Raw genomic sequence first — 12,430 nt, forward strand, 5'->3', positions numbered from 1 at the left:
GCCGCGACCTGGGCCGGGCGGCCTGGACCGGCGGGTGCGGTGGGTGGCGACCGGGTGCTGGTCAGGAGGCCCGGGGGCGGGTCTTGGCCTGCAACATCTCCCGGTCGGCGATCTCGAACGCGGTGCCGAGCGCGTCGCGCAACGAGCCGCCCGCGCCGGTGACCTCGGCGAAGCCGATGCTCACCCCGACCGGGGTGCCCGGCACCAGCGACTCCCAGTCCTCGGTGCGGATCGCCGCGTCGATCCGCCGGGCCACCTCGGTCGCCTCGGTCATCCCGGCCCCGGAGAGCACCACCACGAACTCGTCGCCGCCGTAGCGGGCCACGAAGTCGCCGCGCCGCATCACCCGGTTGATCACCCCGGCGATGCGTTGCAGCACCAGGTCACCGGAGTGGTGCCCGTGGTGGGTGTTGACCGCCTTGAAGCCGTCGAGGTCACAGACGCCGATCACCACCCGCTCGCCCCGGGACACCACGGAGGCGATGTACCGCTCCAGCCGGCGCCGGTTGGGCAGCCCGGTGAGCGGGTCGGTCAGCGCCTCGCCCTCGTAGCGGGCGGCCTCCCGGCGCATCTCCTCGTGGTCGATCCGGGCCGCGATGCCGTCGATGTAGACGTCCCGCAGCCGGTCGTTGCGCTGTGCCGCGAGGCGGAACGCCATCCGGTCGGCCCGGTGCGCGGCGGCGTGGTCGCCGGCCCGGGCGAAGGCGATGCTGCGCAGCCGGGACGGCTCGGCCGCGCCGAGGGTCTCGGCGGAGACCCGCGCCGAGTCCAGCCGGGTGATCGCCTCGATCGGGCGTCCACCGGCGATCGCCAGGCAGACCTGGCCGAGTTGGCGCATGTCCCGGGCCCGGGCGCTGTCCCCGCCGTGGTCGAGCAGCCGGGCGAGGTCCGTCCCGGCCGGCGCCGGGTCACCCAGCGCCGCCCGGCGGGCCGCCGCGTAGCCGTACGCGGCGAGGCTGCTCGGGCGGATCCGCTCGGCCCGGCCGTCCCGGACGAAGCGTTCCAGGTCGGCCGCGATGTCGCGGAGCACCCGCAGGCAGCCGTCGCTGTCGCCGTTGTGGTCCAGGGCGACGGCGTTGCGCAGCCGGATGCCGGGCGCGGCGAAGGTCTCCTCCGGGATGCCGGCGCTGGCGCCGTGCTGGCGGGCCCGCTCGATCGCGCCCAGCGCGTAGCCGTGGAAGCTGAGGTAGGAGTAGGCCATCGCCAGGTCGTGCCAGCCCCAGGCGGTGTCCCGGTCCCGGTCCTCCGCCGCGCCGAGCGCCCGGGCCGCCCGGACCAGGTGGGTGACGCAGCGGTCCAGCGCGCCCTGGTGGTGCGCGGCGAGCGCGGCCAGCGCGTTGAGGTGCCCGTGCAGGTACGGCTCGGGCAGGTCGCGGACGGCGCCGGAGGCGTCCTCGATGGCCCGGGTGAACTCGGCCGTCCGACCGAGATTGATCAGCGCGCAGAGCCGCTGCACCCGCGCGTCGGCGGTCGTGTACGGGTCGGCGGTGGTGCGCAGCACCCGGTCGAGGACGCCCACCGCCTCGGCCGACCGGCTCGCCTCCTGCAACGCGCGGGCATGCGCCAGGGCGTCAACCTGGTCATCGACCCGGTCGAGCCACCCCACCTGGCGAACCTCCTGTCGGTGTGCGTCCGGACGCACCCGCTCGTGGTGCGACCCCCGACGCATCATGATTATGTCGTGACCTCCCTCCCACGCCACCCGTCCGAAGGGACAGAAGGTGAGCGACCCTCGCTCGTCGTGGCCCGCGCCGCCCGTGCCCTCGCCGCCGCCGGGGTGGCATCCGCCCGGGCCGAGGCGGAACAACTCGCCGCGTACGTGCTGGACGTGCCCCGGGGCCGGCTGGCGCTGGCGGACGGCTTCACGCCCGGCCAGCGGGACCGGTACGAGGCGCTGGTGGCCCGCCGGGTCGACCGCGAGCCGTTGCAGCACCTGACCGGCCGGGCCGGGTTCCGGCATCTGGAGCTGGCGGTCGGGCCGGGGGTCTTCGTGCCCCGACCGGAGACGGAGCTGCTGGCGGGGTGGGGGATCGCCCGGGCGCGGGCCCGGCCGGCCCCGGTGGTGGTCGACCTGTGCAGCGGTTCGGGGGCGATCGCGCTGGCCGTGGCCCAGGAGCTGCCGGCCGCCCGGGTGGTGGCGGTGGAGCGGTCGCCCGCCGCACTGGAGTGGCTGCGGCGCAACGCCGCCGAGCGGGCCGCCGCCGGGGACCGGCCGGTGGAGGTGGTCGCCGCCGACGTCACCGACCCGGAGTTGCTCGCCGGCCTGGTCGGCGCGGTCGACGTGCTGCTGTGCAATCCGCCGTACGTGCCCCGGGCGGTGGCCGTACCGCCGGAGGTGGCCGGCCACGACCCGGACGAGGCGGTCTTCGGCGGGGCGGACGGGCTGGACGTGATCCGGCCGGTGCTCGGCCGGGCGGCCGAGTTGCTGCGCCCCGGCGGTGGCCTGGGCGTCGAGCACGACGACACGCACGGCGCGGTGGTGTCGGCGCTGCTCACCGCCGACGGCCGGTACGCCTCCGTCGAGGAGCACCGGGACCTGGCCGGCCGGTCCCGTTTCGCCACCGCGTCCCGCCGGGCGGACGGCCCGCACGCCGTCCGGGCCGAGGCGTGGCAGACTGGCTCCTCGTGATGCTCTACGACTGTCGGTCGCCCGCCGACCGGGACCGCGGCATCGCCGCTGCCATCGAGGCGGTCAAGAACGGCGAGCTGGTCGTCCTGCCGACCGACACCGTCTACGGGATCGGCGCCGACGCGTTCACCCCGTACGCGGTCAAGGCCCTCGCCGACGCCAAGGGTGGCAGCCGGCAGGCGCCGCCGGTGCTGATCGGCTCCCGGCACACCCTCGACGGCCTGGTCTTCTCGTTGCCGAAGTCGGCCCGGGACCTGGTCGAGGCGTTCTGGCCCGGTGCGTTGACCATCGTGGTCGAGCACTCGCCGAGCCTGGCCTGGGACCTGGGTGACGAGAGCGGCACGGTGGCGGTGCGGATGCCGTTGCACCCGGTGGCGCTGGAGGTGCTGCGGGAGACCGGCCCGATGGCGGTGGCGTCGGCCAACAAGGTCGGCCAGCCGGCCGCGCTGACCGCCGAGGAGGCCCGCGACCAGTTGGCCTACTCGGTCCGGGCCTACCTGGAGGCCGGCCCGTGCCCCGACCCGGTGCCGAGCACCATCGTCGACCTGACCGGTGGGGTGCCCCGGCTGCTCCGGCTCGGCGCGATCGACCTGGACAAGCTCCGCGACGTGGCGCCGGACATCCTCGACGAGCGGGGTGCCTGAGTGCCGCCCTTCACCGTCCTGCACGTCTGCATGGGCAACATCTGCCGGTCCCCGATGGCCGAGCGGCTGCTGGTGCTCGCCGTCCACGAGCGGCTGGGCCGGCTGGGGGTCGACCCGGGCGGCTCCGACGGGCTGCTGCACAGCCACAGCGCCGGCACCGGCGGCTGGCACGCCGGTGAGGAGATGAACCCGCCGGCGGCCCGGCAGGTGCTGACCCGGGGCGGTGAGGTGGACGGCTTCGCCGCGCGCAAGCTGCGCTCCGACCTGATCGACGCCGCCGACCTCGTCCTCACCGCCACCGCCGACCAGCAGGAGTACGTGGTGGCGCTGCGCCCGGACGCGGCGGCGCGCACCTTCGTGCTGGGCGAGTTCGGCCGGCTGCTCGGCGCGGTGGACGTCGCCGCCCTGCCGCCGGCCGAGGCCACCCCGGAGGCGGTGTACGCCCGGGGGGTGGCCCTGGTGGCGGCGGCAGACGGGGCCCGGCAGGGCGCTTCCCCGCTGCACTCCGACGACCTGGACGACCCGTGGGGCCGGGGTGACCAGTGCTTCAGCCGGGTGGCCGACGAGATCGAGGAGGCGGTGCACCCGCTCGTCGCGGCGCTGCTGCCCTGACCCTCCCGGGTGACCGGGGCGGCGTGTCCCGTCCCGCGCGCCGTGTCCGTTCCGCGAACTTTCTCCGGCTTTGGGGAAAGGTGAGAGTTCCGGTGTTTTCGCGGGTCATGCTGGACGGGTCCTGACGACTCCTGCGGGGAGTACTGATGATCCGGGCCCACCTCCACAAGGCGTTCACCGTGTTGCTCGCCGGCGTACTCGCCGGCCTGGTGCTGGCGGCGGCGGCCCTGCCACTCGCCCTGGTGTTCGGCCTCGGCTTCGGCGGGATCACGTCGTCCTACGCCGAGCTGCCCAACACCCTGCGCACGCCGCCCACCGCGCAGCGGTCCAACCTCTACGCCGCCGACGGCGTCACCCTGATCACCTCGTTCTACACCGAGGACCGGGTGGACGTGCCGCTGGCCAAGGTGGCGCCGACGATGCGCCAGGCCATCGTGGCCGCCGAGGACGCCCGCTTCTACCAGCACCGGGGCGTCGACCTGCGGGGCGTGGTGCGGGCCTTCACGGTCAACCAGCGCGACGGGCGGACCCGGCAGGGCGCGTCCACGCTGACCATGCAGTACGTCCGCAACGTGCTCAGCAACGACCCGCGGCTGACCAAGGAGCAGCGGAAGAAGGCCACCGAGATCAGCACCGCCCGCAAGCTCCAGGAGATGCGGTACGCCCTGGCGCTGGAGCGGGAGCTGAACAAGGACGAGATCCTCACCCGTTACCTCAACATCGCCTACTTCGGCGCCGGGGCGTACGGCATCGCCGCCGCGGCCAAGCGCTACTTCTCCACCACGCCGGCGAGGCTGACGCTGGCCCAGGCCACGCTGCTGGCCGGGCTGGTCCGCTCCCCAGACACCGACGACCCGATCAACGGTGACGCCGACGCGGCGCTGGCCCGGCGTAGCTACGTGCTGGACCGGCTGGTGGAGCTGGGGTACGTCCCGGCGGCCGAGGCGACGTCGGCCAAGGCCGCCCCGCTCGACCTGCGGCCCAGCGCGACGCCGAACGACTGCACGGCGGTGCCCGAGGCGCAGAACGACTGGGGTTTCTTCTGCGACTGGTTCACCCAGTGGTGGAGCGCCCAGCCCGCCTTCGGCGGCACCGCCGCCGAACGGCAGGACAACCTGCGCCGGGGCGGCTTCCGGATCGTCTCCTCGCTGGACCCGGCGGTGCAGCGGGCCGCCCTGGGCCAGGTGACCGGCATCTACACCGTCGACGACCCCCGGGCGGCACCCACGGCGGTGGTCCAGCCGGGCACCGGCCGGGTGCTCGCCCTGGCGGTGAACCGCACCTACAGCGTGGCCGCCAACCCGGCCGGGCAGCGGAACTACCCGAACACCGTCAACCAGCTCGTCGCCGGTGGCAACGGCATCGAGGGGTACCAGGCCGGCTCGACGTTCAAGCTCTTCACCCTGCTGGCCGCCCTGGAGTCCGGGCTGCCGCTGGAGACGCGCTTCGACGCGCCGAGCCGGATCGTGACCCGGTTCCCGGCCGACAGCGGCGAGGCGAGTTGCGGCGGCCGGTGGTGCCCGGTGAACGCCACCCCCGACTGGATGGACGGCTACCGCACCATGTGGACCGCCTTCGGGCGCTCGGTGAACACCTACTTCGCCTGGCTGGCCGAGCAGGTCGGGGCGGACCGGGTGGTGGAGATGGCCGAGCGGCTGGGCATCCGGTTCCGCGCCCCCGACGATGCCGAACTGGCCCGCTCCGGCGCCAAGAACTGGGGGGCGTTCACCCTCGGGGTCTCCTCCACCACCCCGCTCGACCTGGCCAACGCGTACGCCACGGTGGCCGCCGAGGGAACCTGGTGCGCGCCGTTGCCGGTCAGGTCGATCACCGACAGCGCCGGGCGGGAGGTGGCCGCCGGCCGGCCGGACTGCCGGCAGGTGGTCGACACCGACGTGGCCCGGGCCGCCACCGACGCGGCCCGCTGCCCGGTCGGCGACCAGTCGATGTACCGGCGCTGCGACGGCGGCACCGCCGAGCGGCTGCGCCCGCTGCTGGGCCGCCCGGTGGCCGGCAAGACCGGCAGCTCGGAACAGAACGAGACCGAGTCGGTGGTGGCCTTCACCCCGCAGCTCGCCGTCGCCCAGATCGCCGCCAACCCGGACGACCCCCGCGACGCCGTCGGCGCGGCCGTGCAGACCCGGATGGTCGACGCCGTCGGCCGGGTCCTCGCCACCGCCCTGGCCGACACCCCCGCCCGCGACTTCGTCCCACCCTCCGAAGCCGTCACCTACCGCCTGACCGGCCCCCGCGACGGCAACTGACCCCGGCCCGGTCCTCCGCAGGTGGTGCCGCGCGAACCGGTCGGCGACCGGTGGAGCCGGCAGCGGCACCCACCCCCGATGCCGGGTGGGTGCCGGTCAGCCGGGGTGTTCGGCGTGGTGGGCGATGTTGCGGGCCATGCCACCGAAGACCACGGCGTGGAACGGGGCCACCGAGGCCCAGTAGAGGTGGCCGGAGAGGCCACGGGGGAGGAAGACGGCGCGCTGGACGTAGCGGGCGCGGTCGCCGTCGACCGGCTCGGCGCGCATCTCCAGCCAGGCGCGGCCGGGCAGGCGCATCTCCGCACGCAGCCGCAGCAGGGTGCCGGGCACGATCTCCTCGACCCGCCAGAAGTCCAGCGCCTCGCCGACCTGGAGCCGGTGCGGGTCGCGCCGGCCCCGGCGCAGCCCCACCCCGCCGACCAGCCGGTCCAGCCAGCCCCGTACCGACCAGGCGAGCGGGAACGAGTACCAGCCGTGCTCGCCGCCGACGCCCTCGACGACCCGCCAGAGGGTGGCCGCCGGGGCGTCGACCGTCCGCTCCCGTACGTCGGTGTAGACCGTGCCGCCGGACCAGTCCGGGTCGCTGGGCAGCGGCTCGGCCGGGGCGTCCGGGCCGCTCGCGGTGGACCAGCGGGTCTCCACCTGGGCGTCGCGCACCCTGATCAGGGCCAGCGCGACCGCGTCGTCGAAGCGGGTCAGCCCGCCCGGCGGGTCGGGGATCCACCGGGCGATGTCGTGCTCGTGCGCCACCGCCTCGTGGACCAGGCTCTCCACCAGCGGCCGGGCGATGGCGTTCGGCACCGGGGTGATCAACCCGACCCAGTGCGCGGACAGCGCCGGGGTCAGCGGTCGCACCGGCACGATCACCCGGCGGCGTAACCCCGCGACCCCCGCGTAGCGCTGCATCATCTCCCGGAAGGTGAGCACGTCCGGGCCGCCGATGTCGAAGGCCCGGTCCACCTCGGGCGGCAGGGTGGCGCAGCCGACCAGGTAGCGCAGCACGTCCCGGACGGCGATCGGCTGGATCCGGTTGCGTACCCAGCGGGGGGTGACCATCGCCGGCAGCCGTTCGGTGAGGTAGCGCAGCATCTCGAACGACGCCGAGCCGGAGCCGATGACGATGGCGGCCCGCAGCACGACCGTCGGGACCTCGCCGGCCAGCAGGATCCGGGCGACCTCGGCCCGGGACCGCAGGTGCGGCGACGGGACCTCGCCGCCCTCCCGGGGCTCCGGCCCGCCCAGGTAGACGATCCGGCGTACGCCGGCCGCGGCGGCGGCCGTGACGAAGTTGGTCGCCGCCTCCCGGTCGGCCGCCTCGAAGTCGGCCTGCCCGAGCGAGTGCACCAGGTAGTACGCGACGTCGACGCCGTCGAACGCGGCCGGCAACGTCTCCGGTTTCCGCAGGTCGCCCTCGGCCACCTCGACCCGGGCCGCCCACGGCACGTCGCGCAGCCGGCCGGCCCGGCGGGCCAGGCAGCGCACCTCGTGCCCCGCCGCCAGCAGCCGGGGCGCGAGGCGTCCGCCGAGGTAGCCGGTGGCTCCGGTGACGAGGCATCTCACGGTCACCAGTGTGCGGCTCCGTAGACTTCTCCGCTGTGGAGAACGCGAGTGACACCTTCTGGGGGCCGGACTTCCAGCAGCTCAGTACCGTAGATCCGGAGATCGCCGGGGTGGTGCTCGGCGAGTTGGACCGGCTGCGCGGCGGGTTGCAACTGATCGCCAGCGAGAACCTGACCTCACCGGCGGTGCTCGCCGCGTTGGGTTCGACGCTGACCAACAAGTACGCCGAGGGCTACCCGGGCCGGCGCTACTACGGCGGGTGCGCCGAGGTGGACCGGGCCGAGGAGATCGGCATCGCCCGGGCGAAGGAGCTGTTCGACGCCGAGCACGCCAACCTCCAGCCGCACTCCGGGGCGAGCGCCAACCTGGCCGCGTACGCCGCGCTGGTGCAGCCGGGGGACACCGTGCTGGCGATGGACCTGCCGCACGGCGGGCACCTGACCCACGGCAGCCGGGTGAACTTCTCCGGCCGCTGGTTCCACACCGTCGGCTACACCGTCCGGCGGGACACCGAGCTGATCGACTACGACGAGGTGCGGGATCTCGCGCGGGCCCATCGCCCCAAGATGATCATTTGCGGGGCCACGGCGTATCCCCGGCTGATCGACTTCCCGCGGTTCCGGGAGATCGCCGACGAGGTGGGGGCGTACCTGATGGTGGACGCCGCGCACTTCGTCGGGCTGGTCGCCGGGAAGGCGATCCCGTCCCCGGTGCCGTACGCCGACGTGGTCTGCCTCACCACCCACAAGGTGCTGCGCGGCCCGCGCGGCGGCATGATCCTGTGCCGGGAGCCGCTGGCCGCCCGGATCGACAAGGCGGTCTTCCCGTTCACCCAGGGCGGCCCGCTGATGCACGCCGTCGCGGCCAAGGCGGTCGCGCTGCGCGAGGCCGCCCAGCCCGAGTTCCGCGCGTACGCCGCGCAGGTGGTCGCCAACGCGCGGGCGCTCGCCGCCGGGCTGGCCGACGAGGGGATGCGCCCGGTCTCCGGCGGTACCGACACCCACCTGGCCCTGGTCGACCTGCGGGAGACCGGGGTGACCGGGGCGGCGGCGGAGGCCCGCTGCGACGCGGCCACCGTCACCCTGAACAAGAACGCGATCCCGTACGACCCGCACCCGCCGATGGTCGCCTCCGGCATCCGGGTGGGCACCCCGAGCGTCACCACCCAGGGCATGGGTGAGCCGGAGATGCGGCAGGTCGCGTCGCTGATCGCCCGGGCGGTCCGGACCGATCCCGCCGCGCCCGGGGGCGCCGACACGCTCGCCGGGATCGCCGGCGAGGTCGCCGAGCTGGCCGCCGCCTTCCCGGCGTACCCCCGTGGCTGAGCCGGGGACGCGGGTGCCGGCGGCGGCCGACGACCGGCGGTGGCGGCTGCGCCACCTGCCGGTGCTGCTGGCGGCCTCGGCGGCGCTGGGCGCGGTGGCGGCGGTGGTCGGCGGGGTGACCGGCGGCGGTGCCGCGGCGCTCGGCGCGGCGGCCGGGGTGGCGGTGACCGCGTTCAGCTACACCCTGACCACGGTGGTGCTGGCCTGGGCCGACGCGATCAACCCGCAGCTCGTGCTCCCGTTGGGACTGGGCCTGTACGCGGCGAAGTTCACCCTGCTCGGGGTGGTCATGGTCGGGGTGGCGTCGACCGGCTGGGACGGGCTGATTCCGCTCTGTGCCGGTATCGCGGCCGGGGTGGCCGGCTGGACCGGGGTGCACATCTGGTGGTTGACCAGGGTGCACGCCCGCCGACCCGTCGGCTGACCGTCCCACCGTTCGGACGGCACGCGCGACTGTCCACGTTCGGTCATTCTCCCACGGGCGGAAGGGGAGTAGCGTGCCTCCAGACGACTTTGCCCGCCAGATGCCCACACAACGAAGGTTGTGCGGGGGGTGAGGCACAGCCTCATATCTCAGGCTGATATCGTTCGCCCCGTCATGGCTGGTGACCAAACCCCCCAACCCACCGGCGGCCCGGACGACGTTCCGACCGGCGCCGGTCAGGGTTGGACCGCGCTCTCGTACCTCATCGGGGGCATGCTCGTCTGGGGTTTCATCGGCTGGCTGGTCGACCAGTGGCTCGACACCGGGGGCGTCGCCACCGGGATCGGCGTCGTGCTCGGCATGGCCGGGGGGATCATCCTGGTCGTCCGCCGACTCGGCACGCCTACTTAGGAAGGGACGCGGTGTTCGGACAGGCGAACGTCCTGGCAGCGGGCCAGGCGGCATTCCCACCCAGCGTGGAGGACTTCTACCTGCCCAGCATCCTGCCCTGGGGTGCGCCCGACTCGTACTGGTTCACCAAGATCACGGCAATGGTCTGGATCGCCGTCGGCGTCCTGATCATCTTCTTCCTGGCGACCTACCGGAAGCCACAGCTCGTGCCGACCAAGAAGCAGTGGCTCGCCGAGTCGATCTACGGCTTCGTGCGGAACAACATCGCGGTCGACATGATCGGGCACGCGGGGGTGCGGTTCGCGCCGTACTTCACCACGCTGTTCTGCTTCATCCTGCTGACCAACTTCTTCGCGATCGTGCCGCTGTTCCAGATCTCGCCGAACTCGCACATCGCCTTCCCGGCCTTCCTCGCCGTGATCAGCTACGTGATGTTCATCTGGGTCGGCATCCGGCACCACGGCTTCGGCAAGTTCGTCAAGAACTCCCTGTTCCCGCCGGCGCCCTGGTACATCCTGCCGCTGCTGGTCCCGATCGAGTTCTTCTCGACCTTCATCGTCCGGCCGTTCTCGCTGGCCGTCCGTCTCTTCGCGAACATGTTCGCCGGCCACATGCTCCTGCTGGTCTTCACGCTCGGCGGCTTCGCGATGATCAGCGCCAACGCCTGGCTGGCCCCGGTCTCGGTGCTGTCCTGGGTGATGACGATCGCGCTGACCTTCCTCGAGTTCCTGGTGATCTGCCTGCAGGCATACGTCTTCACGGTGCTCACCGCCAGCTACGTGCAGGGCGCGCTCGCCGAAGAGCACTGAGTCACCTCGTACCACCCGTTGTCGTCCCGCGTGACCGTCACGCGTGATAACCAGGAGGAACCAACCAATGGACGTTATCGCCGCGGTAAACGGCAGCACCGCTGCCATCGGCTACGGCCTCGCCGCCATCGGTCCCGGCATCGGCGTCGGCCTGGTCTTCGCCGCCTACATCCAGTCGACGGCCCGCCAGCCGGAGTCGTCCCGGATGACCCTGCCGTACGTCTGGATCGGCTTCGCCGTCATCGAGGCGCTCGCGCTGCTGGGTATCGCCTTCGGCTTCATCTGGGCTGGCACCAGTTCCTGATCCCGCCCTTCTGACCGGGAGGTTTCCATGTACCTGCTCGCCGCTCAGGGTGGTGAGTCGACCCACAACCCGATCATCCCGCTCTGGCAGGAGATCGTGGTCGGTGGCGTCGCCTTCATCGTGCTCTGCATCGTGCTGATGAAGTTCGTCTTCCCCCGCATGGAGCAGACGTTCCAGGCCCGGGTGGACGCGATCGAGGGCGGTATCAAGCGCGCCGAGGCCGCCCAGGCCGAGGCCAACCAGCTCCTCGAGCAGTACCGCGCGCAGCTCGCCGAGGCGCGTACCGACGCCGCCAAGATCCGGGACGACGCCCGGGCCGACGCGGAGGGCATCCGGCAGGACATCCTCGCCAAGGCGCGGGAGGAATCCGACCGGATCATCGCGGCCGGCAAGGAGCAGCTCTCCGCCGAGCGGGCCACCATCGTGCGCGAGCTGCGCACCGAGGTCGGCACGATCGCGGTCGACCTGGCCAGCAAGATCGTCGGTGAGTCGCTCGCCGACGAGGCGCGTCGCAAGGGGACCGTCGACCGGTTCCTGAGCAACCTCGAGAGCGCGGGGGCCCGCTGATGCAGGCCGCCAGCCGGGAGTCGTACAAGGTCGCGGCCGAGCGCCTCGACGCGTACGTCCGCGGCGCGGAGCCGTCGGCGGTGGCCGCCACCGCCGACGACATCCTCTCCGTCGCCGACCTGCTGCGGCGCGAGCCCCGGCTGCGCCGGGCGCTGTCGGACCCGGCCCGCACCGGTGCCGACCGGGCCGGACTGCTGGCCGGGATCCTGGCCGGCAAGGTGGGCGCGGACGCGCACGACCTGCTGACCGGGCTGGTGTCCGGCCGCTGGTCGGCGCCGTCGGAACTGCTCGACGGCACCGAGCGGCTCGGCGTGGAGGCGCTGCTGGCCAGCGCCGACTCCGCCGGCGACCTCGGCGAGGTCGAGGACGAGCTGTTCCGCTTCGGTCAGGTCGTCGCCGGTCAGCCGGAGCTGGGCAACGCGCTGGCCGACCCGATGGCCCCGGCCGAGCGGCGGGTCGCCCTGACCCGCGAGCTGCTCGCCGACAAGGCCCGTCCGGTCACCGTCCGCCTCGTCGAGGCCGCCCTCGGCGGGTTCGGGGGACGCTCCTTCACCGGGGCGCTCACCCGGCTGGTCGAGCTGGCCGCCGACCGGCGGGATCGCCAGGTCGCGTACGTGACCGTGGCCGCACCGTTGAGTGACGAGGACGAACGTCGCCTCAGTGGCCGCCTCTCCGCCATGTACGGTCGAGAGGTTTCCGTCAAGCAGACGGTCGACCCCGGGGTGCTCGGCGGGGTGAGCGTGCGGGTCGGCTCCGACCTGTACGACGGCACCGTCCTGCGCCGTCTCCACGAGACCCGCAACGCGCTCGCGAAGCGCTGATCAGCGTCCTCGCAGCCCTTTGATCGACGCCATTCGGACCGGTCGGTACTAGGTATCCCG

General features: G+C 73.6%; 13 protein-coding genes. 11 read left to right on the forward strand and 2 right to left on the reverse strand.

Annotated elements, in window-relative coordinates; all coding sequences use genetic code 11:
* Positions 1-61: 61 nt before the first annotated feature.
* Positions 62-1,606, reverse strand: coding sequence for a diguanylate cyclase domain-containing protein (locus ACIQG9_RS20955; RefSeq protein WP_400404797.1), 1,545 nt, complete (start codon positions 1,604-1,606; stop codon positions 62-64).
* 135 nt (positions 1,607-1,741) lie between these two features.
* On the opposite strand from ACIQG9_RS20955, the gene prmC reads away from it, so the two are divergent.
* The 4 genes from prmC (at position 1,742) to ACIQG9_RS20975 (ending at position 6,149) form a co-directional block, all read left to right on the forward strand.
* Positions 1,742-2,629 (forward strand): peptide chain release factor N(5)-glutamine methyltransferase, encoded by an 888-nt coding sequence (prmC, locus tag ACIQG9_RS20960; RefSeq protein WP_400404800.1) that lies wholly within the window; start codon positions 1,742-1,744, stop codon positions 2,627-2,629.
* A complete protein-coding gene (locus tag ACIQG9_RS20965) occupies positions 2,629-3,273 on the forward strand; it encodes an L-threonylcarbamoyladenylate synthase (RefSeq protein ID WP_400405186.1) in 645 nt (214 codons plus the stop codon). Before prmC ends, ACIQG9_RS20965 begins: the two co-directional genes overlap by 1 nt.
* Positions 3,274-3,885: a phosphotyrosine protein phosphatase gene (locus tag ACIQG9_RS20970; protein ID WP_400404803.1), complete on the forward strand. Its 612-nt coding sequence runs from the start codon at positions 3,274-3,276 to the stop codon at positions 3,883-3,885.
* Positions 3,886-4,031: 146 nt separating this feature from the next.
* Complete coding sequence (locus tag ACIQG9_RS20975) at positions 4,032-6,149, forward strand: transglycosylase domain-containing protein (protein ID WP_400404806.1); 2,118 nt, start codon at positions 4,032-4,034, stop codon at positions 6,147-6,149.
* 96 nt (positions 6,150-6,245) lie between these two features.
* On the opposite strand, the gene ACIQG9_RS20980 is transcribed toward ACIQG9_RS20975, so the two are convergent.
* Positions 6,246-7,709 carry an SDR family oxidoreductase gene (locus tag ACIQG9_RS20980; RefSeq protein WP_400404810.1) on the reverse strand — a complete coding sequence of 488 codons (1,464 nt, stop codon included), beginning with the start codon at positions 7,707-7,709 and terminating at the stop codon, positions 6,246-6,248.
* Between the two features lie 35 nt (positions 7,710-7,744).
* On the opposite strand from ACIQG9_RS20980, the gene glyA reads away from it, so the two are divergent.
* The 7 genes from glyA to ACIQG9_RS21015 all read left to right on the forward strand — a co-directional run bounded on the left by glyA (position 7,745) and on the right by ACIQG9_RS21015 (position 12,370).
* Positions 7,745-9,034 (forward strand): serine hydroxymethyltransferase, encoded by a 1,290-nt coding sequence (gene glyA / locus ACIQG9_RS20985; protein WP_400404813.1) that lies wholly within the window; start codon positions 7,745-7,747, stop codon positions 9,032-9,034.
* A complete protein-coding gene (locus ACIQG9_RS20990; protein ID WP_400404815.1) occupies positions 9,027-9,458 on the forward strand; it encodes a hypothetical protein in 432 nt (143 codons plus the stop codon). Before glyA ends, ACIQG9_RS20990 begins: the two co-directional genes overlap by 8 nt.
* A gap of 174 nt (positions 9,459-9,632) precedes the next feature.
* Positions 9,633-9,869, forward strand: a complete 237-nt coding sequence (locus tag ACIQG9_RS20995; RefSeq protein WP_400404817.1) for a hypothetical protein — start codon at positions 9,633-9,635, stop codon at positions 9,867-9,869.
* An 11-nt stretch (positions 9,870-9,880) separates the two neighbouring features.
* Positions 9,881-10,678 carry a F0F1 ATP synthase subunit A gene (gene atpB, locus ACIQG9_RS21000; protein ID WP_400404820.1) on the forward strand — a complete coding sequence of 266 codons (798 nt, stop codon included), beginning with the start codon at positions 9,881-9,883 and terminating at the stop codon, positions 10,676-10,678.
* Between the two features lie 67 nt (positions 10,679-10,745).
* Positions 10,746-10,982, forward strand: coding sequence for a F0F1 ATP synthase subunit C (locus ACIQG9_RS21005; protein ID WP_400404823.1), 237 nt, complete (start codon positions 10,746-10,748; stop codon positions 10,980-10,982).
* A 27-nt stretch (positions 10,983-11,009) separates the two neighbouring features.
* Entirely contained in the window at positions 11,010-11,549 is a 540-nt protein-coding gene (locus ACIQG9_RS21010; protein ID WP_400404826.1) for a F0F1 ATP synthase subunit B, read from the forward strand.
* Positions 11,549-12,370, forward strand: a complete 822-nt coding sequence (locus tag ACIQG9_RS21015) for a F0F1 ATP synthase subunit delta (protein ID WP_400404829.1) — start codon at positions 11,549-11,551, stop codon at positions 12,368-12,370. Before ACIQG9_RS21010 ends, ACIQG9_RS21015 begins: the two co-directional genes overlap by 1 nt.
* The last annotated feature ends 60 nt before the right edge of the window (positions 12,371-12,430 follow it).

Origin of the sequence: Micromonospora sp. NPDC092111, from assembly GCF_044755745.1 — a bacterium.
In the GTDB taxonomy this organism is placed as follows: domain Bacteria; phylum Actinomycetota; class Actinomycetes; order Mycobacteriales; family Micromonosporaceae; genus Micromonospora.